The organism is Streptomyces arenae (assembly GCF_022343545.1).
GTDB lineage: Bacteria > Actinomycetota > Actinomycetes > Streptomycetales > Streptomycetaceae > Streptomyces > Streptomyces humi.
The window spans coordinates 1-18,904 of record NZ_JAKQYH010000043.1; the positions used below are offsets into that span (position 1 = coordinate 1).

Below are 18,904 nucleotides of genomic sequence, written 5' to 3' on the forward strand. Positions count from 1 at the left end.
GGGCGGGCCGGGGGCTGGGGGGCGGGTGTTCAGTTCTGGCAGGGCTGGGTGCGGGATGTGGGGAGGTCGCGGATGATCCAGGTCCGCTCCGGGGCGATCTCCGACTCCCCCACCGCCAACCGGTCGGGGGTCTGCTGTCCCCGCGTGATGCCGACGAGGAGACGGACGCCCACCCGGATCCGGGTGTCGGTGCCGGAGGCGAGCGGGAACCGCACCTCCTCGGCGGTCTTCGCCGGCTTATAGGCGCGGGTCACGCGCAGGGTGACCCGCGCCTCGCCGACGTCCGGGATCTCCCGTACCGCGGTCACCGTGCCCTCCACGACCAGCCGGGCGCAGGCGAGGTAGCCGGGGCCGCCGGCCTGCTCCTGACCCTTGGCCCCGGACGCGCTGCCGGCCGCGGCGTCACTGCTCGCCCCCTTCGACATGGACTCCGAGCCGCTGTGCGACGCGAGCCACCCGATGCCGAACACGGCCGACGCGAACGCGGCGGCGAGGGCACCGGCCAGGCCCAGCGCACGCACACCGGGGTGCAGCCGGGGACGCGGACGCCCGACCGGACGCGACTGCGGTTGCGGGGGCTGCGGCGGAACCGCGAGGGCGTCCCCCAGGATCCCGAGCCGCGCCCGCAGCAGGGCCACGTCGGCGGCGGCGGCACGATGCTCGGCCATGAAGACGGGGTCGGCACGCTGCACATCGCTGAGCTCCCCGTCCATGAGCACGGCAAGCAAGGCATCGTCCTCGACACCCCGCCCGCTGCCGCCGTCGTGGTCACCCACGTCGCCCCGGCTGTCGTGCCGCTCGTGTCCGTCGTGTTCGGCGGGCATGGTCACACCACCTCGTCCTCGTGCAGGCGGGCGCGCAGGGCCCGTACCGCCGTGTGCAGCCGGCTCTTGACGGTGCCTTCGGGGATGCCGAGCCGCTCGGCTATCCCCCGTACCGGCAGGTCGGCGTAGAAGCGCAGGACGAGTATCTGACGCTGGGCGTCGGGCAGTTCGTCCAGGCCGCGGGCGACGGCGGCGGAGAGCAGGCTGCTGTCGTCGCCCACGGCGTGGTCGGGCCCGCGGAGGGCGGCCAGCCGTTCGCCGAGGCGTTCCTGGCGGCGCTTGGCACGATGCCAGTCCATGGCGAGGTTGGAGGCGACCACCGCCGCCCACGCCGAGACGTCCCGCGGTGCCTCCCGGCCGCCCGCGGCCCGCTCCAGCAACCGCAGCCGTACCTGCTGTACCCCGTCCGGCAGGTCCGCCTGCGGTACCCCGCCCAGCGCGAGCACCGCCCGCACCCGGCGTTCCTGGTCCGCGTCCAGGGGGTCACCGTGCTGATCCCCCTCGACGCGGCGGGCCTTTCTGCGCAGCACGACCCACCCCCCTCACGCGTTTCCCCTACGACGCCGCGGGCCCCGGAAACGTTCGGCCGGAGCCGGGATTTGTTTTCCGAGGCGTACGTCACACCAGCGCGCCGCGCAGCACAGCTTGCGGCACGACGGCCACGTGGAGGTAATTTCTGCAGCTCAGCGCGGGTGCGGGCGGGAGTTCCACAGGCCGGTTGATCCGGTCGGCGGGTATGCCGCGCAAAGAATTGGACAGGCTGACCCGGGTCGGCCGCATGATGGAAAGGCCGCAGACACACGTCAACGTACGCAGAGGGAGTCACCGTGAGGGTCGGAATCGTCGGAGCCACCGGTCAGGTGGGCACGGTCATGCGCAGGATCCTCACGGAGCGCGACTTCCCGGTGACCGAGCTGCGCCTGTTCGCCTCGGCGCGTTCCGCCGGCACCGTGCTCGACGACGTGACGGTGGAGGACGCGGCGACCGCCGACTACACCGGCCTCGACATCGTGCTGTTCTCGGCGGGCGGCGCCACCTCGAAGGCGCTGGCCGAGAAGGTCGCCTCGCAGGGTGCCGTCGTGATCGACAACTCCTCCGCCTGGCGCAGGGACCCCGAGGTGCCGCTGGTCGTCTCCGAGGTCAACCCGCACGCGATCGCCGACCGCCCCAAGGGCATCATCGCCAACCCGAACTGCACCACGATGGCCGCGATGCCGGTCCTGAAGGTGCTGGACCGGGAGGCCGGTCTCCAGGCCCTGGTCGCCACCACCTACCAGGCGGTCTCCGGCTCCGGTCTCGCGGGCGTCGCCGAGCTGCACGGCCAGGTGCAGAAGGTGGCCGCCGACGCGGAGAAGCTGACCCACGACGGTTCGGCGGTCGACTTCCCCGAGCCGCAGGTCTACAAGCGGCCCATCGCCTTCAACGTGCTGCCCTTCGCCGGCAACCTCGTCGACGACGGTCTGAACGAGACCGACGAGGAGCAGAAGCTGCGCAACGAGTCCCGCAAGATCCTGGAGCTCCCCGAGCTGAAGGTCTCCGGCACCTGCGTGCGCGTCCCGGTGTTCTCCGGCCACTCCCTCCAGATCAACGCGCGGTTCGCCCGGCCGCTCTCGCCGGAGCGGGCGACCGAGCTGCTGTCCGACGCGCCCGGCGTCGAGCTGTCCGACATCCCGACCCCGCTGCAGGCGGCCGGCCAGGACCCCTCGTACGTCGGCCGGATCCGCCGGGACGAGACCGTCGAGAACGGGCTGGCGCTGTTCGTCTCCAACGACAACCTCCGCAAGGGGGCCGCGCTGAACGCCGTCCAGATCGCGGAGCTGGTGGCGGCGGAGCTGTCGAAGTAAGGCCGTGCGCCTCAGGGGGGCCGCAGTCTGCCGTCGAGCGGGTGCGGGTGCGTGGGGGGCTGGTCGCGCAGTTCCCCGCGCCCCTACGGGGCAGGGCAATCTCTCGGGTTTTCCCTCGACGCCCCGGGCACTGTCCCATGGAAGGATGGCGCAACCCACACATAACGAGGAGATGACCGCGTGCCTGGCACAAACCTGACTCGCGAAGAGGCACAGCAGCGGGCGAAGCTGCTCACCGTTGACTCGTACGAGATCGATCTCGACCTCTCGGGCGCGCAGGAGGGCGGTACCTACCGGTCCGTGACCACGGTGCGCTTCGACGTCGCCGAAAGCGGCGCCGCGTCCTTCATCGACCTGGTGGCCCCGGCGGTCCACGAGGTCACCCTGAACGGTGACTCGCTGGACCCCGCCGAGGTCTTCGCGGACTCCCGGATCGCGCTGCCGGGCCTGCTGGCGGGCCGCAACATCCTCCGGGTGGTCGCGGACTGCGCCTACACCAACACGGGTGAGGGTCTGCACCGGTTCGTCGACCCGGTCGACGAGCAGGCCTACCTCTACACCCAGTTCGAGGTGCCGGACGCCCGCCGGGTCTTCGCCTCCTTCGAGCAGCCGGACCTCAAGGCGACCTTCCAGTTCACGGTCAAGGCGCCCAGCGGCTGGACGGTGATCTCCAACTCGCCGACGCCCGAGCCCAAGGACGACACCTGGGTCTTCGAGCCGACGCCGCGCATCTCGTCGTACATCACCGCGCTGATCGTCGGCCCGTACCACTCCGTGCACAGCGTGTACGAGAAGGACGGCCAGTCGGTCCCCCTCGGCATCTACTGCCGCCCCTCGCTGGCCGAGTTCCTCGACTCGGACGCGATCTTCGCGGTGACCCGGCAGGGCTTCGAGTGGTTCCAGGAGAAGTTCGACTACGACTACCCGTTCAAGAAGTACGACCAGCTGTTCGTGCCGGAGTTCAACGCGGGCGCGATGGAGAACGCGGGCGCGGTGACCATCCGTGACCAGTACGTCTTCCGGTCCAAGGTGACCGACGCGGCGTACGAGACGCGTGCCGAGACCATCCTGCACGAGCTGGCCCACATGTGGTTCGGCGACCTGGTCACCATGGAGTGGTGGAACGACCTGTGGCTGAACGAGTCGTTCGCCACGTACACCTCCATCGCCTGCCAGGCGTACGCGCCCGGGTCGCGCTGGCCGCACTCGTGGACCACCTTCGCCAACTCCATGAAGACCTGGGCGTACCGGCAGGACCAGCTGCCCTCCACGCACCCGATCATGGCCGAGATCCGCGACCTGGACGACGTCCTCGTCAACTTCGACGGCATCACGTACGCCAAGGGCGCGTCCGTCCTGAAGCAGCTGGTCGCGTACGTCGGCATGGACGAGTTCTTCACCGGCGTGCAGGCGTACTTCAAGCGGCACGCGTACGGCAACACCCGCCTGGCCGACCTGCTGGGCGCCCTGGAGGAGACCTCCGGGCGCGACCTGAGCACCTGGGCGCGGAAGTGGCTCCAGACGGCGGGCATCAACATCCTGCGCCCGGAGGTGGAGACGGACGGCGACGGTGTCGTCACCTCCTTCGCCGTCCGTCAGGAGGCCCCGGCGTTGCCGGCCGGCGCCAAGGGCGAGCCGACGCTGCGTCCGCACCGGATCGCGATCGGCCTGTACGACCTCGACGAGGCGAGCGGCAAGCTGGTGCGCACCGACCGGATCGAGCTGGACGTGGACGGCGAGCTGACGGCCGTACCGCAGCTGGCCGGCCGGCCCCGCCCGGCGGTGTTCCTGCTCAACGACGACGACCTGTCGTACGCCAAGGTCCGCCTCGACGAGGAGTCCCTGCGGTTCGTCACCGAGCACCTGGGCGACTTCGAGTCCTCGCTGCCCCGCGCGCTGTGCTGGGCGTCCGCCTGGGACATGACCCGGGACGCCGAACTCCCCGCCCGCGACTACCTGTCCCTCGTGCTGTCCGGTATCGGCAAGGAGTCCGACATCGGTGTCGTGCAGTCTCTGCAGCGGCAGGTGAAGCTGGCCGTCGAGCTGTACGCCGACCCGGCCGCCCGCGAGGCGCTGCTCACCCGCTGGACCGACGCCACGCTGGCCCACCTGCGGGCGGCCGCGCCGGCGAGCGACCACCAGCTGGCCTGGGCCCGCGCGTTCGCGGCGACCGCCCGCACGCCGGAGCAGCTGGACCTCCTGGACGGCCTGCTGGACGGCACCCAGACCGTCGAGGGTCTGGCCGTCGACACGGAGCTGCGCTGGGCGTTCGTGGAGCGGCTGGCCGCGGTCGGCCGGTTCGACGAGGCGGACATCGCGGCCGAGTACGAGCGGGACCGGACCGCCGCCGGTGAGCGCCACGCGGCCACCGCCCGCGCCGCCCGGCCGACCGAGGAGGCGAAGGCCGAGGCGTGGGCGTCGGTCGTCGACTCCGACAAGCTGCCGAACGCCGTGCAGGAGGCGGTGATCGGGGGCTTCGTCCAGACCGACCAGCGTGACCTGCTGGCCCCGTACACCGACAAGTACTTCGAGATCCTGAAGTCGGTGTGGGACTCCCGGTCGCACGAGATCGCCCAGCAGATCGCGATCGGTCTCTACCCGTCCCTCCAGGTCTCCGCGGAGACCCTCACGAAGACGGACGCCTGGCTGGCCTCGGCCCAGCCGAACGCGGCCCTGGCCCGTCTCGTCTCGGAGTCCCGCGCGGGCGTCGAGCGCGCCCTGAAGGCCCAGGCGGCGGACGCGGCCGCGCAGTAGCGGCCGGTACGACAGGGAGGGCGCCCGGTGTCCGGCACCGGGCGCCCTCCGTGGTTCTCCCTGGTTCTCCCTGGTTCTCCGTGGTCCCCCTGGTTCTCTGTGGTTCTCCGCCAGGTACGTGTCTTCCGCCCCCCATCACCCAGGCGGAGTTGAGTATCCGTGCTCAGTTCCGGGGTGCCCGCGAGTTGCGAGCATCGTTGCGACGGCGCGGAACGGAGCGCCGGCCCTTCCAGCCGCAGCACTCAGACACTTACGGAGAACCTGCCATGTCCCGTCGTATCGCACTGTCCGTCGTCGCCGGCGTCGTCGTTCTGGGAGGTGCCGGCGCCTTCGCTCTCGCCTACGCCGGGGACCAGGACAAGGCGCCGGTGCTGGCACACAGCTCCGCCCGCTACACCGCCCCCGCCGGCGGCCACGGCGGCTCGCTCTCCTTCACCACCGAGGTCACGGCGTCCTCCGGGGTGAAGAGCCTGAAGGTGCTGGCCTGGCCGGAGAAGTCCGAGCTGGCCGGGAAGCTGCCGACGGCCAAGGAGATGACCGAGGTGGAGTCGGCGACCTGCACGCCGGCCGGCGGGCACACCGCGCGGTGCGTGTACGAGGTGGCGGTGCCGGCCGCCGACGCCGCGTCGTCGCCGCACGGCGCCTGGCACGTCGCGGTCCTCGCCACCGCGGTGGACGGCAGCACCACCCTGGACCACAAGGCCGCCGGCTTCACCGTGCGCTGAGCCGGAGCCGGGGCCGGAGCCGGGCGGCGCGGACGGTCAGCCGACGTGGGCGGCCAGCGCCCGCTCGACGTCCGCCGCCCGCGCGTCCTCGGCCGCCCAGGCCGCGTAGCCGTCGGGGCGGACCAGGAGGGTCGTCCGGCGGTCGCTCGCCCAGTGGGCCGCCGTCAGACGGTCCGCACGCGCCGGGTCCACCTCGTACGGCCCCGGGGTGACCAGGACGAACCGGCCGCCGCGCAGGGCCTCGTGGAGGCGGCCGCCGCCGGCCAGCGCGAGGTCGGGGACGCGGGCGCCGGTGAGGGGGTGGGCGCCCCTGGGGGCCCGGTACCGGTAGCCGATGCCGGTGACCTGGCCGATCGCCCGGCGGCGGGCCGGCGGGAGGTGGTTCAGGGCGGTCGCGAGCGCCGCCCGCACCGGCAGCTGCCAGCCCTTCGCCATCGCGAGGCGGACGATCGCGCCGCTGCTGCGCAGGACCGTCCTGCCCACGGGGTGGCGTTCGCTCTGGTAGGTGTCGAGCAGGGCGGGGGCCGCGTGCCCGCGCAGGACGGCGGCGAGCTTCCAGCTGAGGTTGGCCGCGTCCTGGAGGCCGGTGTTCATGCCCTGGCCGCCGGCCGGGGTGTGCACGTGCGCGGCGTCACCGGCCAGGAAGACCCGGCCGACCCGGTACTCCGGGACCTGGCGCTCGTCGCTGTGGAAGCGGGACATCCAGCGGGCGTCGTGCATCCCGTAGTCCCGGCCCAGCGCCAGCCGGGTGATCTCCTTGATCTCGTCGAGTCCGACCGGCTCGTGGTCGGGGACGTCACGGCCGCGGTGCCAGCAGATCACCCGGTGGTAGCCGTCGCCGAACGGCACGAGGAACGCGAACGCGTCGCCGACCGCGGCGGCCGTGAGCACCGTCTCGGGCTGCTCGGCGAGCAGCACGTCGGCGAGGACGACGGACCGGATCGCCGACCGCCCCGGGAACGGCATCCCGACCGCCTCCCGCACCGCGCTGCGCATCCCGTCGGCGCCGACGACGTACGCGGCACGCAGGCTGTCGGCACCCCTGACGTGCACGGTGACCCCGTCGGCGTCCTGGGTCAGGCCGGTCACCTCGCACTCGTTGCGGAAGTCGACGCCCGCCGCCACCGCCCGGCGCTCCAGCACCTTCTCGACCTCGTACTGCGGGAGGACGAGGACGTGGGGGAACCGGGAGGGGAGCGCGCCGAGGTCGAGGGTGAGGCCGTCGAAGAGGTTCAGGCGGGTGATCGGGCGGCCCACCGCCTCGAGCTCGTCGGCGGCTCCGCGGGCGTCGAGCTGCTCCAGGGCGCGGGCGTGCAGGACGAAGGCGCGGGAGAGGTTGCTGATGCCGTGCGGGCGTTTTTCGAGGAGGGTGACCGGAATGCCGGCGACGGCGAGGTCACCGGCCAGGAGCAGCCCGGTGGGGCCGGAGCCGACGACGATCACGCGCGGCGGTTCGGTGGTGCCGTTCATGAGGACCTCCTGGGTACCGGCACTTGCGGGCCAACGGGTGTTGGCGAACGCTTGTGGGCCAACGGGCGTTGGTCAACGTCCGCAGGTCAACGCTTGTTGGTCAACGCCTGTTGGCAAGCGTAGGTCGACGCGACGGCGTGAGTCAACACCTGTTGGCCCACACTCGTTGACCCACATCCGTTGGCCCACGCCGGTGGCCCACACCTGTTGGCCCACACTTGTTGGCCCACGAATGTTGGCCTACGCTCGTTGGCATGACCGGCACCTCCAGTAGAGACACCGCGCCCGTGGGCGGCTCGGCGGCGCGCCGCTCCGATGCCAGCCGCTCCGCCATCCTGGCCGCCGCCCGCGAGCGCTTCGCCGCCGACGGATACGAGCGCGCCACCATCCGGGCCATCGCCAGGGACGCGCACATCGACCCCTCCATGGTCATGCGCTACTTCGGCAACAAGGACGGCCTGTTCGCCGCCGCCGTCACGCTCGACCTGCGGATGCCCGACCTGTCACAGGTACCGCGTACCGAGGTCGGGCACGCGCTGGTGGGGCACTTCCTGGCCCTCTGGGAGGAGAACGAGGAGCTCACCGCGGTGCTGCGGGTCGGCATCACCAACGCGGCGGGGGCCGAGCGGCTCCAGGGCATCTTCCGGAACCAGGTGGTGCCGGTGGCCCAGCGGGTGTGTCCCGATCCCGAGCAGGTGCAGACGCGGGCGGGGCTGTGTGCCGCGCAGCTGATGGGGCTCGCCCTCACCCGCTATGTGCTGCGGCTGCCGCCGGTCGTGGCGCTGGGCCGGCCGGAGATCCTGGCGTGGCTCGGGCCGACCGTCCAGCGGTATCTGACGGCACCGAGCCCCTGAGAGGGCCGGGACCGGCCGGGACCGGCCGGGGAAGCACTGAGGGCGCGGGCCGGCTCCCGTACGCCGCGTCGCGGTCCGTACGGAAGGCGGCCTGCGCCCTCGGTGGAGAAGTGGGGAAGTGGAGAAGCCGAGGTCAGACCTTGGCCTTGGCCTTCGCCGAGCCGGGCTTGACGACCCGCACCGTGGACTTGTCCAGCACCATCACCAGGCCGGCGATGACCGCGAACAGCACGAGCGGGGCCAGGACGTAGAGGCCCAGCGTCTCGATGACGCTCAGGCCGTTGCCGGGGTCGTCACCGTCGTCGCGCGTGAGCGCGAGCGCGGGGGACGACATGAGCAGCATCATCAGCGTCGTACCGGCAGCCAGGGCGCCGGCGCGCAGGGCGTTCTTCTTGTCCACGATCCCCAAGTTAGCGGGCCGACTTCGGGGACGCGCGCCCGGGGTCCCCCTAGCCGCCTCCGGACGCCGGGCCGACGGACGCGGAAACCTCCGCCCCCGCCCTCACCGACCGCCTCCCGCCACCTCCTGCCGTCCCCAGCCCCCCTGCCGTCCCCGACCCCTCCTCCGTCCCCGACCTCTTCCGCCGCCGACCGACCGTCCCCGTCCGTCACCGGCCGCTCCTGGACCCCGGCGTCACTCGGGCCCGGTCCGCCCCTCCTGCCCGCGGTCCTCGGACGGGTCGCTCTCCCGGAGCACCTCCAGCATTGCCCGTACCCTCCGCGATCCCCGCAGTTCCTCCAGCGTCACCGGCCGGCCCTTCGCGTCGGCGATCGGCAGGCGCCAGTTCGGGTACTGGTCCCAGGTGCCGGGCAGGTTCTGCGGGCGGCGGTCGCCGATGGTGTCGGGGAGCCAGACGCCGATCATGCGGGCCGGGGTGCGGAGCAGGAAGCGGTGCACGGCCCGGATCTCGGCCTCCTCGTCGCCGACGTCGGTCCCGGCGAGCATGCCGAGGCTGATCAGCAGGGCCAGCCACTCCGCCGTGTCGGCCTTCGCGTCCGCCAGTTCCTGTGCCGCCGGCCGGGTCAGCAGGCCCAGCCGGTCGCGGAGTTCGACGTGTTCGCCGGTGAGGCGGGCGGCGGTGGGCGGCAGGTCGTGGGTGGTGGCGGTGGCGAGGCAGTCGGCGCGCCAGCGTTCCGGGGGCAGGGGGCGGCTGTCGCCGTCCCAGTCCCGTTCGAACCAGAGGACGGACGTGCCGAGCACCCCGTGGCGCTGGAGCGTCTCGCGGACGCCCGGTTCCACGGTCCCCAGGTCCTCCCCGATCACCACCGCGCCCGCCCGGGTCGCCTCCAGGGCCAGCAGGGCGAGCATGGCCTCGGCGTCGTAGCGGACGTAGGTGCCCTCGGTCGGCGGGCCGCCCTGGGGGACCCACCAGAGCCGGAACAGGCCCATCACGTGGTCGATGCGCAGGGCGCCGGCGTAGCGGAAGAGGGCGCGCAGCAGGTCCCGGTAGGGGGCGTGGCCGGAGGCGGCGAGGCGGTCGGGACGCCAGGGCGGCAGGCCCCAGTCCTGGCCGCGGGCGTTGAAGGCGTCGGGAGGGGCGCCGACGGACATCCCGGCGGCGAAGAAGTCGCGCTGCGCCCAGGCGTCCGCGCCCTGGGGGTGCACGCCGACGGCGAGGTCGTGCACGATCCCGACGGGCATCCCGGCCGCGCGGGCGGCCCGCTGGGCGGCGGTGAGCTGGGTGTCGGTGAGCCAGGCGAGCCGGGTGTGGAAGGCGACCCGGTCGGCGAGTTCGGTACGGGCGCGGGCGGTCTCGGGCGAGCGGGGGTCGCGCAGCGCCTCGGGCCAGTGGTGCCAGTCGGAGCCGTGCCGTTCGGCGAGCGCGTACCAGGTGGCGTGGTCCTCCAGGGCCTGGCCCTGTTCGGTGCGGAAGGCGTCGTAGGCGGCCTGCCGTGCGGGGTCGAGCGGGACGGCGGCCGCCTCCTCCAGCGCCTCGCGCTTCAGTGCCCACACCGCGTCCCGGTCGATGAGCGCGCCCTGGTCGAGGACGGCGGAGCGCAGCTGGGCGGCCCGTTCCGCGAAGGCGGCCCCGTGGCCGTACTCGGGGACGGCCTCAGGTCGCAGGTGGACCGGGTCGGGGAAGCGGCGGGACGAGGGGCGGTACGGGGACGGGTCGGTGGGGGCGCCGGGCACGGCCGCGTGCAGCGGGTTGACCTGCACGAATCCTGCGCCGGCGGTGCGTCCGGCCCAGTCGGCGAGGTCGGCGAGGTCACCGAGGTCGCCCATGCCCCAGGAGCGCTCGGACAGGAGCGAGTAGAGCTGGACGAGGAGTCCGTAGGAGCGGTCGGCGGGCGTGGGCAGCCGGTCGGGGGCGACGACGAGGTGGCAGCGGCCGCTGCGGCCGTCGGGCGCGGTGGCGGTCAACAGGTGCACGCCGGCCGGCAGGTCCTGTACGTCGCCGCGGGTCTGCCCGTCCTCCGTGCGCACCTCGACGCGGGTGCCGGCGGGCAGGCCGAGGGCGATGTCGCCGCTGCCCGTCCAGTGGACGAGGGTCGGCGGCAGCAGTCGTTCGGCGAGGTGGCGCTCACGGTCGGCGAGGGCGGCGCGGACGGCCCGCGGATCGCTCGCGTCGACGCCCAGGGCGCCCAGCACGGCGATCACGGCGGAGGCCGAGGCGGGGACCGTGCGGTCCGGGGAGGGGCTGTAGGAGGTGGCGACGCCGTGCAGCTCCGCCAGCCGGGACAGCTCCCCGTCGAGGGGAGCGTCGAGGGCTCCGCTCATCTACAACCCCGGCTCGCTGGTCAGCGGGGCGGCGTCGGCGAGCGGCGGTTCGCTGGTCAGGGGTTCGGCGTCGGGCAGCGGCGGCTCGCTGGTCAGCGGCGCCTCGACGCGGACGGCCTCGGCGCTGAACACGCACGGGCAGAGTTCGTCCACGGTCTCCACCAGGGGTTTGAACTGGGCCGGGATCGGATGATGAACCGTTGCGGCCACGGTGGCCTCCTTGTCGGTACGTCGGGTAACGGCGGTCTCGGCCGGATCGGCGGTGTCCGGTTGACGGTGTCCGATCGGCGGTGTCCGCCGGACCGGCGCTGTCCGCCGGTCGGGAGAGGCCTACCCAGTGAACCGGACCGCACGCGTGGCGGAATCCGAACTGACTATTCACTCGGTACATATATTCAGTGCATACTGATCTCCATGAGCACCCGGCACATCCTCCTGGGGCTGCTCGAGGCCGGGCCGAGTCATGGCTACGACCTCAAGCGGCGCCACGACGAGCGCTTCCCACAGGCCCGGCCGCTGGCCTACGGGCAGGTCTACACGACCCTGCAACGCCTGGTCCGCGACGGCCTGGCGGAGGTCGAGGGGACCGACGCCGACGGCGGACCGGAGCGGACCCGCTACCGCTCGACGGAGGCGGGCGCGCGCGAACTGGCCGGATGGGCGGGCGCGGTCACCCCGCCGGCGCCCTTCGTGGCGAACGAGATCTTCGTCAAGGTCGTGGTGTCGATCCTCGCCGGCGGTGACCCGGCCGCCTACCTCGGCGCCCAGCGCGCCGCGCACATGGAACGGATGCGGGAGCTCACCGCCGTCAAGACGGCTCCGACCGCCGATCTGACGACCGTGCTCTCGGCGGATTTCGCCCTCAACCACCTCGACGCCGACCTCCGTTGGATGAACACGACGGCGGCCCGGCTCACCACTCTGACCGCGGAGGTCGACTCAGCATGAGCAACCAGGGGGGCACCCCGCCACCGCTGCTGGCGGGCCGGGACCTGGCCAAGGCACACGGCAGGACCGAGGCCCTGCGCGGAGCCTCGGTCGGGCTGCGCGCCGGCGAGATCCTCGCCGTGACCGGCACCAGCGGCAGCGGCAAGTCCACGCTGCTGCACTGCCTCGCCGGGATCGTCCGGCCGGACGCGGGCTCGGTGACATACGCCGGGGAGCGGCTGGACCGGCTGCCGGAGAAGCGGCTGAGCGAGCTGCGGCGGACCGACTTCGGGGTGATCTTCCAGTTCGGGCAGCTGATCCCGGAGCTCACGGCGCTGGACAACGTGGCGCTGCCGCTGATGCTCGCGGGAGCGACGCGCGCGGACGCCCGGACGCGGGCCGGGGAGTGGCTGGAGCGGTTCGGGGTGCGTGGCCAGGGGGAGCTGCGGCCGGGCGAGATGAGCGGCGGGCAGGCCCAGCGGGCCGCGCTGGCCCGGGCGCTGGTGACCGGCCCGAAGGTGGTCTTCGCGGACGAGCCGACCGGGGCACTGGACTCGCTGGCGACCGAGCAGGTGATGACCGCGCTGGCGCACACGGCCCGGGAGGCGGGCACGGCCGTCCTGCTGGTCACGCACGACGCCCAGGTGGCGGCGTACGCGGACCGCGAGGTGCGGCTGAGCGACGGGGCCGTGCTGCCTTCGGAGGTGACCGCGTGAGGGCCGATGCCCGGCTCGCCTGGCTGCTGACGCGGGGGTCGGACCGGCGGGAGTGGTGGCGGATCGCGCTGACCGCGCTCGGGGCCGGACTCGCGACCGGGTTCGCGCTGGCGGCCGTCGCCCTGGCCGCGGTGCACGGCACCTACGACATCGGGCTGGCGCACGGCCTGCTGGACCGGCCCGGGGAGCGTTCCGGGGTGGTGTTCAGCCTGCTCCTGCTGCTGATCCCGGTGCTCGGCTTCCTCGGCCAGAGCGCGCGGATCGGTGCCGTCCACCGTGACCGGCGGCTGGCCGGGCTGCGGCTGGCCGGCGCCACGTCCTGGCAGGTCCGCCGGATCGCCGCGCTGGAGACGGGCCTGGTCTGTCTGCTGGGCTCCGGGCTCGCCACCGTGGTCGCGGTCCCGGTCCTGCTGTCCCTGTGGTCGCGGCCGACCGCACTCGCCTGGGCGGGGATCGTCCTGGTCGCCCTGGGTGTGCCGGTGCTGGGGGCGGCGGCGAGCGCGCTGGCGCTGCGCCGGGTGGTGGCCTCGCCGCTCGGCCAGGTCCGCCGGACGCGGTCCGCGCGGCCCCCGGGGCGGCTGTTCCTGGTGGTGACCGGTCTGAGCACGGTCCTGGTGCTGCTGACCGTCCTGACCCCCGACAACGGCGACCGTCTCGCCTCCTCCCCGGCCCGGCTGCTGGTCTTCGCGCTGATCGCGCTGGCCGGTGTCGCCGTGGTGTGGCTGCCGGGCTGGTGGTCGGGGCTGCTGGGCCGGGTGCTCGCGGACCGCGCGGGCCGGCCCGCGCTGCTCATCGCGGCCGAACGGCTGCGCGACGACCCCTGGGCGGCGGCCCGCACGAACGCGGCCGTGCTGCTGGTGACGCTCGTGGGCACGGGCTTCGCCGGGATACGTCAGGTGCTGCTCGCCGATCTGCACGCCATGCGCCGCGACGGCTCGCTCGGCACGGACCTGTCCTTCTACACGACGGGGATCGACCTGACGGGCGCCGCGCTGCTCGTCGCCCTGGCGATCGTCCTCTCCGGTCTCGCCGTCGGCACCGCGGAGTCCGTGGCCGCCCGGCGCCGTGGACTGGCCGCGCAGACCGCCGCCGGGGTGCCGCGCGGGGTGCTGGTCCGGGCGCTGCTGTGGGAGACCGCGCTGCCGCTGGCCCCCGGTGTCGTGCTGGCGGGCGCGGGCGGGACCGCGATCGGTGTCTGGTACGCGGCGCTCGCCACGCAGCACACCGCCGTGGGGGTGCCGTACACGGCGCTGCTGGTCCCGGTGGCCGTGTACGCCTGCTGTCTGCTCGCGGCGGCCACCTCGCTGCCTCTGCTGCGCCGCTCGGTGCGCCCGGCCGAACTGCGCTACGCGTGACGGCCGGCTGAGCGTCCGGTCCCGGGGGCGCAGGGGACTCCCGGGGCCGGGGCCCACGTGTGCTCGGGTATGCGAAGGCCCGGGTCGTCAGGCGGAGATGCCGTCGATCCGGGCCAGGGCGTCGTCCGCGCCGTACGGCTGCAAGTAGGGCAGCCAGCGCGGGTCCCTATGGCCGGTGCCGATGATCCGCCAGGCCAGGCCGGTGGGTGGGGCGGGCTTGTGCCGCAGCCGCCAGCCGATCTCGACGAGATGGCGGTCGGCCTTGACGTGGTTGCAGCGGCGGCAGGACGCCACCACGTTGTCCCAGACGTGCTGACCCCCGCGACTGCGCGGGATGACGTGGTCGACGCTGGTTGCGACGCCACCGCAGTACATGCACCGGCCCCCGTCGCGCGCGAAGAGCGCCCTGCGGGTGAGAGGAACGGGCCCCCGGTAGGGAACCCGTACGAATCGCTTGAGCCGGACCACGCTGGGTGCGGGGACTGTGACGGTCGCGCTGTGCATATAGGCGCCGGAATCCTCCAAGGCGACTGCCTTGTTCTCCAGGACGAGGACGAGCGCGCGGCGGAGCGGTACGACGCCGAGCGGCTCGTACGACGCGTTGAGGACCAGGACATGCGGCACGGGTGCCTCCTTGGGCGTCGGCGGCGCGTGGCTCGCGCCGGGACGATCTGTGGCCAGTCTCCCCTCTTGGCTGGTGGCCGCGCCACCATGTCCGCGTAACGGGCTGGGAGTGTTTTCGACCACATCGCATTCATCCCCCGGTCACCCCCCTCTTCAAGCGGGCTGTTCATGCGGGCTGTTCATGGGGGCTGTCCGAGCGGGAGTGAGCGCGGTCTCTCCTTCACGTTTCGGTGCGGTGCGCACACGATGCGCCGTTAGTGTGGTGATCCTGCCCGTCCGGTGACCTTTTCGTGACCTTGACCGCCGTATCCGACCGTGATCGCCGTGCCGGAGGGCAGCACCGCACCGCCTGGAGGTACCCGCCGTGTCCTTGCCCGCCGTCCTACTGGCCGCCGGTTCGTCGCCGTCGCCGACCCCCTCGGGATCGTCGACCCCGGCGGTGCCCACGCTCCAGGACGCCCAGGAGAGCGCCACCAACGCCGCGAGCTGGGTCGAGCAGAACTGGTCGACCTGGCTGGCGATAGGGCTGAAGGTGCTGCTGATCCTGGTGATCGCGGTGGTGCTCAGAAGGGTCGTGCTGCGGGCGATAACGAAGCTCATCGACCGGATGAACCGGACGGCCGAGTCCGCGGAGGGCACCACCCTGGGCGGGCTGCTGGTCAACGCGGAGCGGCGGCGGCAGCGGTCGCAGGCGATCGGGTCCGTGCTGCGTTCGGTGGCGAGCTTCGTGATCCTCGGCACGGCCGCGCTGACCGTGCTGTCCGCCTTCCAGATCAACCTGGCACCGCTGCTGGCCTCGGCCGGTGTCGCCGGTGTGGCGATCGGTTTCGGCGCCCGCAACCTGGTCACGGACTTCCTGTCCGGCGTCTTCATGATCCTGGAGGACCAGTACGGCGTCGGTGACACGATCGACGCGGGGGTGGCCTCCGGCGAGGTGATCGAGGTCGGTCTGCGGGTGACCAAGCTGCGCGGCGACAACGGCGAGATCTGGTACGTCCGCAACGGCGAGGTCAAGCGCATCGGCAACCTCTCGCAGGGCTGGGCCACCGCCGGGGTCGACGTCACCCTGCGGGCCAGCGAGGACCTGGACCAGGTCCGGGCCACGCTCGACGAGGTCGCCGAGAAGATGGCGAAGGAGGAGCCCTGGAACGAGCTGCTGTGGAGCCCGATCCAGATCCTCGGCCTGGACTCCGTCCTCATCGACTCGATGGTGGTGCGGCTCTCCGCCAGGACCATGCCGGGCAAGGCGCTGACCGTGGAGCGCGAGCTGCGCTGGCGGATCAAGCGGGCCTTCGACGCGGCGGACATCCGGATCGTCGGCGGGGCCCCGACCGCCCTCTCCGAGGAGGAGGCCGCGGATCCGGTGGCGGCGGTGGCGGCTCCGGCGGCCTTCGCCGACGCGGACTCCCCGCAGGTGGCGGCGACGACGCCGATACCGCCGCAGCGCTCGACGACCCCCGGGAAGTAGCGGACCGTTCAGCACACTCGTTCGAGTGAGGGGTGGGGCATGCCGGCGCGGGCAGCGCGCCGGGTGCCCTCGACACCGCCCCGTTCCTGGCCGACCGACCGGGGTTCGCCACGAGGGGGCCGTCGGCCGGGATTCAGAAGACCTTCGGATTCAGAAGGAAGACCTTCACAGGTCCTCCGCATGTCCGGCGCACCCCGTGATCATCTAGGGTCGCCCCACCACGGGTCCTTGTTCTGGAGCGCGACGCCGCCCGGGGACCCGTGGCGAATGTGGGGACACATGAGAAAGCCCGCCATAGGCACCGCCGCCCTGTCCGGTGCCCTGGCCCTGGCCGGCCTCGCGGCGCCCGCCGCCTCCGCGGCCACTCCGAACCTGGTCTTCTCCGACGTGACGGTGAACAAGGGCAAGGCGATCGTCGTCGGCACCACCAGGACGGTGGACGTGCCGGTGACGTACACCCTGACCCGGCCCGCCGGCCTGGTCCTCGACAACAGGAAGACGTTCGCCGCGGTGATGCTCTACCGCGGCACGCTGAAGTCGCTCGCCAACGAGCTGGACCCGGACATCATGCCCACCTGCACGACGACCGCCACCACGGACACCACGGTCACCGAGAGCTGCACCGAGACCATCCCGGTCGACCCGAGCAACTCCCTGTACGAGGCCGCGGACGCCACCACGTGGAAGGCCGCCGGCCTGTACGCCCACGTCGACAGCACCGTCTCGGACGACTTCCTCAGCTCCGAGACCGACGTCGCCATCTGGGGCAACCTCGGCACCGCGAAGGCGCAGCGGGCGGCCAAGCTGACCGCCGACGCCTCGCCGGAGCCGGTGGCCAAGGGCAGGACGATCACCGTCAAGGGCAAGCTGACCCGCGCGGACTGGGACCTCACCCGTTACAAGGGCTACCCGGACCAGAAGGCCGTCCTGCAGTTCCGTCCCGCGGGCAGCAGCACGTACGCGAACGTCAAGGGCATCACCTCCGGCACCGGCGGCGCCCTGTCCACCACGGTGAAGGCGTCGAAGAGCGGCTACTACCGCTACGTCTTCGCCGGTACGACGACCACCGCGGCCACGAAGGCCACGGGCGACTACATCAAGGTGAAGTAGCCCCGAGGCCGCCCCCGCGGTCCCCGCGCCGACAGGCCCGCCCGGTCTCCCGGGCGGGCCTTTCGCATGTCCGTGTCCAGGTAACGACTGGGTTGCCGCACCGGCGGGCTATTGACGCCCTTCTCCCGGCGGCCTACTTTTCCAGCCAACAGGAAACTTTCCTAACAGTGATCAAGGGAAGCCGGTCCGGTCGTCCCACCCGGCTGGACCGATCACCCGGGTCACTGGGAAACTGAGCGGCTGGAAAGGCAGGTGTCGAACCACATGGCAGGAACCGCCGGTACGCCGGGCACCCCTCGCGTGCTGCGCGCCATGAACGACCGCGCCGCACTGGACCTGCTGCTGGAGCACGGCCCGCTGTCCCGCACCCGGATCGGCAAGCTGACCGGCCTCTCCAAGCCCACCGCCTCCCAGCTGCTGGCCCGCCTGGAGGCGGCCGGACTGGTCCTGGCGACCGGCACCAGCGAGGGCCGACCCGGCCCCAACGCCCAGCTGTACGCGGTGAACCCGGCCGCCGCGCACGCCGCCGGACTCGACGTCAGCCCCGACCGGATCCGGGCCGCCGTCGCGGACATCACCGGCCGCACCGTCGGCGAGTACGAACTCCCCACCCCGGGACGGCGCTCCGCCCACCCCGTCGTACGCCAGGTCACCGACGCGCTCGACGGCGCGGTGAAGGCGGCCGGGCTGGCCAGGGACGACGTCCGCCGGCTGGTCATCGGCACCCCGGGCGCCTTCGACCCGAACACCGGCCGCCTGCGCTACGCCTCGCACCTGCCCGGCTGGCACTCCCCCGCGCTGCTCGACGAACTCGCCGCCGCGCTCCCGATGCCGGTCGAGTACGAGAACGACGTCAACCTCGTCGCCATCGCCGAGCAACGGCTCGGCGCGGCCCGCGGCCACGGCGACTTCGTCCTGCTGTGGAACGAGGAGGGCCTCGGCGCCGCCCTGGTCCTCGGCGGCCGGCTGCACCGCGGCTGGACCGGCGGCGCCGGCGAGGTCGGCTTCCTGCCGGTGCCCGGCACCCCGCTGGTGCGCCAGGTCACCAAGGCCAACAGCGGCGGCTACCAGGCCCTCGCCGGCTCCCAGGTGCTGCCCGGGCTGGCCGCGGAGCTGGGCATCGACGACGTGCCCACCGGGTCGCGCGCCGAGGCCGGTGCCGCCCTCGTGGCCCGTGCCGCCGACCACGGCACCGGACCGCACCGCGAACTCCTGAAGACCTACGCGACCCGGCTCGCCACCGGTCTCGCCTCCCTCGTCTCCGTCCTCGACCCCGAACTCATCGTCCTCAGCGGCACCGTGCTGACCTCCGGCGGCGAGGTGCTGCGCGCCCTCGTCCAGGCCGAACTGGAGGAGCTGGCGGCCGCCCGGCCGCGGCTCGTCGTCGGCGACGTCCGTGAACACCCCGTGCTGCGCGGCGCGCTGGAGAGCGCCCTCGCGACCACCCGCGACGAGGTCTTCGACACCTCGCGCTGACCGGTTCCTGGTTCCTCCCCTTCCGTATCCCACCG

At 73.0% G+C, this 18,904-nt stretch carries 17 protein-coding genes; 10 read left to right on the forward strand and 7 right to left on the reverse strand.

Annotated elements, in window-relative coordinates; all coding sequences use genetic code 11:
* Positions 1 to 29: 29 nt before the first annotated feature.
* Positions 30 to 824 carry a hypothetical protein gene (locus MB828_RS18120; RefSeq protein ID WP_301649137.1) on the reverse strand — a complete coding sequence of 265 codons (795 nt, stop codon included), beginning with the start codon at positions 822 to 824 and terminating at the stop codon, positions 30 to 32.
* Between the two features lie 2 nt (positions 825 to 826).
* On the reverse strand, positions 827 to 1,354 hold the full coding sequence (locus MB828_RS18125; protein ID WP_133021893.1) for an RNA polymerase sigma factor: 528 nt from the start codon (positions 1,352 to 1,354) through the stop codon (positions 827 to 829).
* Between the two features lie 297 nt (positions 1,355 to 1,651).
* On the opposite strand from MB828_RS18125, the gene MB828_RS18130 reads away from it, so the two are divergent.
* The 3 genes from MB828_RS18130 (at position 1,652) to MB828_RS18140 (ending at position 6,147) form a co-directional block, all read left to right on the forward strand.
* Positions 1,652 to 2,668, forward strand: a complete 1,017-nt coding sequence (locus MB828_RS18130) for an aspartate-semialdehyde dehydrogenase (RefSeq protein ID WP_301649138.1) — start codon at positions 1,652 to 1,654, stop codon at positions 2,666 to 2,668.
* A gap of 180 nt (positions 2,669 to 2,848) precedes the next feature.
* Positions 2,849 to 5,422, forward strand: coding sequence for an aminopeptidase N (pepN, locus tag MB828_RS18135; protein ID WP_301649139.1), 2,574 nt, complete (start codon positions 2,849 to 2,851; stop codon positions 5,420 to 5,422).
* A 266-nt stretch (positions 5,423 to 5,688) separates the two neighbouring features.
* On the forward strand, positions 5,689 to 6,147 hold the full coding sequence (locus MB828_RS18140) for a DUF5707 domain-containing protein (RefSeq protein ID WP_301649140.1): 459 nt from the start codon (positions 5,689 to 5,691) through the stop codon (positions 6,145 to 6,147).
* A 36-nt stretch (positions 6,148 to 6,183) separates the two neighbouring features.
* Here MB828_RS18140 and MB828_RS18145 read toward each other — a convergent pair whose 3' ends face one another.
* A complete protein-coding gene (locus tag MB828_RS18145; RefSeq protein WP_301649141.1) occupies positions 6,184 to 7,617 on the reverse strand; it encodes an FAD-dependent monooxygenase in 1,434 nt (477 codons plus the stop codon).
* 254 nt (positions 7,618 to 7,871) lie between these two features.
* On the opposite strand from MB828_RS18145, the gene MB828_RS18150 reads away from it, so the two are divergent.
* Entirely contained in the window at positions 7,872 to 8,471 is a 600-nt protein-coding gene (locus MB828_RS18150) for a TetR family transcriptional regulator (protein WP_301649142.1), read from the forward strand.
* Between the two features lie 133 nt (positions 8,472 to 8,604).
* On the opposite strand, the gene MB828_RS18155 is transcribed toward MB828_RS18150, so the two are convergent.
* From MB828_RS18155 to MB828_RS18165, 3 genes are all read right to left on the reverse strand, one after another.
* Positions 8,605 to 8,871 carry a hypothetical protein gene (locus MB828_RS18155; protein ID WP_046734661.1) on the reverse strand — a complete coding sequence of 89 codons (267 nt, stop codon included), beginning with the start codon at positions 8,869 to 8,871 and terminating at the stop codon, positions 8,605 to 8,607.
* A 234-nt stretch (positions 8,872 to 9,105) separates the two neighbouring features.
* On the reverse strand, positions 9,106 to 11,193 hold the full coding sequence (malQ, locus tag MB828_RS18160) for a 4-alpha-glucanotransferase (RefSeq protein ID WP_301649143.1): 2,088 nt from the start codon (positions 11,191 to 11,193) through the stop codon (positions 9,106 to 9,108).
* Positions 11,194 to 11,403, reverse strand: a complete 210-nt coding sequence (locus tag MB828_RS18165; protein WP_133021886.1) for a hypothetical protein — start codon at positions 11,401 to 11,403, stop codon at positions 11,194 to 11,196. It lies immediately after the preceding gene.
* A gap of 204 nt (positions 11,404 to 11,607) precedes the next feature.
* Here MB828_RS18165 and MB828_RS18170 point away from each other — a divergent pair, with 204 nt between their 5' ends.
* Genes MB828_RS18170 through MB828_RS18180 form a run of 3 tightly spaced genes read left to right on the forward strand, consistent with a single transcriptional unit; the run spans position 11,608 to position 14,191 of the window.
* The gene (locus MB828_RS18170) at positions 11,608 to 12,141 is read left to right on the forward strand and encodes a PadR family transcriptional regulator (protein ID WP_301649144.1); all 534 of its coding nucleotides are present in this window, start codon (positions 11,608 to 11,610) and stop codon (positions 12,139 to 12,141) included.
* On the forward strand, positions 12,138 to 12,836 hold the full coding sequence (locus tag MB828_RS18175; protein WP_301649145.1) for an ABC transporter ATP-binding protein: 699 nt from the start codon (positions 12,138 to 12,140) through the stop codon (positions 12,834 to 12,836). The genes MB828_RS18170 and MB828_RS18175 overlap by 4 nt, the downstream gene beginning before the upstream one ends.
* Positions 12,833 to 14,191 carry an FtsX-like permease family protein gene (locus MB828_RS18180; RefSeq protein ID WP_301649146.1) on the forward strand — a complete coding sequence of 453 codons (1,359 nt, stop codon included), beginning with the start codon at positions 12,833 to 12,835 and terminating at the stop codon, positions 14,189 to 14,191. Before MB828_RS18175 ends, MB828_RS18180 begins: the two co-directional genes overlap by 4 nt.
* An 87-nt stretch (positions 14,192 to 14,278) precedes the next feature.
* On the opposite strand, the gene MB828_RS18185 is transcribed toward MB828_RS18180, so the two are convergent.
* Positions 14,279 to 14,815: an HNH endonuclease gene (locus tag MB828_RS18185; RefSeq protein ID WP_046734416.1), complete on the reverse strand. Its 537-nt coding sequence runs from the start codon at positions 14,813 to 14,815 to the stop codon at positions 14,279 to 14,281.
* Between the two features lie 364 nt (positions 14,816 to 15,179).
* Between MB828_RS18185 and MB828_RS18190 the strand changes: the two genes are divergently transcribed.
* The 3 genes from MB828_RS18190 to MB828_RS18200 all read left to right on the forward strand — a co-directional run bounded on the left by MB828_RS18190 (position 15,180) and on the right by MB828_RS18200 (position 18,869).
* Positions 15,180 to 16,283: a mechanosensitive ion channel family protein gene (locus tag MB828_RS18190; RefSeq protein WP_301649147.1), complete on the forward strand. Its 1,104-nt coding sequence runs from the start codon at positions 15,180 to 15,182 to the stop codon at positions 16,281 to 16,283.
* 279 nt (positions 16,284 to 16,562) lie between these two features.
* Positions 16,563 to 17,393, forward strand: a complete 831-nt coding sequence (locus MB828_RS18195) for a hypothetical protein (RefSeq protein WP_301649148.1) — start codon at positions 16,563 to 16,565, stop codon at positions 17,391 to 17,393.
* A 264-nt stretch (positions 17,394 to 17,657) separates the two neighbouring features.
* Positions 17,658 to 18,869, forward strand: coding sequence for an ROK family transcriptional regulator (locus MB828_RS18200; protein ID WP_133021881.1), 1,212 nt, complete (start codon positions 17,658 to 17,660; stop codon positions 18,867 to 18,869).
* Positions 18,870 to 18,904 lie beyond the last annotated feature (35 nt).

What these genes read in the sequence shown, in the direction of transcription:
- MB828_RS18120 (WP_301649137.1), bottom strand. Translation starts at nt 824, where the DNA reads ATGCCCGCCGAACACGACGGACACGAGCGGCACGACAGCCGGGGCGAC.
- MB828_RS18140 (WP_301649140.1), top strand. Translation starts at nt 5,689, where the DNA reads ATGTCCCGTCGTATCGCACTGTCCGTCGTCGCCGGCGTCGTCGTTCTG.
- MB828_RS18145 (WP_301649141.1), bottom strand. Translation starts at nt 7,617, where the DNA reads ATGAACGGCACCACCGAACCGCCGCGCGTGATCGTCGTCGGCTCCGGC.
- MB828_RS18150 (WP_301649142.1), top strand. Translation starts at nt 7,872, where the DNA reads ATGACCGGCACCTCCAGTAGAGACACCGCGCCCGTGGGCGGCTCGGCG.
- malQ (WP_301649143.1), bottom strand. Translation starts at nt 11,193, where the DNA reads ATGAGCGGAGCCCTCGACGCTCCCCTCGACGGGGAGCTGTCCCGGCTG.
- MB828_RS18170 (WP_301649144.1), top strand. Translation starts at nt 11,608, where the DNA reads ATGAGCACCCGGCACATCCTCCTGGGGCTGCTCGAGGCCGGGCCGAGT.
- MB828_RS18175 (WP_301649145.1), top strand. Translation starts at nt 12,138, where the DNA reads ATGAGCAACCAGGGGGGCACCCCGCCACCGCTGCTGGCGGGCCGGGAC.
- MB828_RS18195 (WP_301649148.1), top strand. Translation starts at nt 16,563, where the DNA reads ATGAGAAAGCCCGCCATAGGCACCGCCGCCCTGTCCGGTGCCCTGGCC.
- MB828_RS18200 (WP_133021881.1), top strand. Translation starts at nt 17,658, where the DNA reads ATGGCAGGAACCGCCGGTACGCCGGGCACCCCTCGCGTGCTGCGCGCC.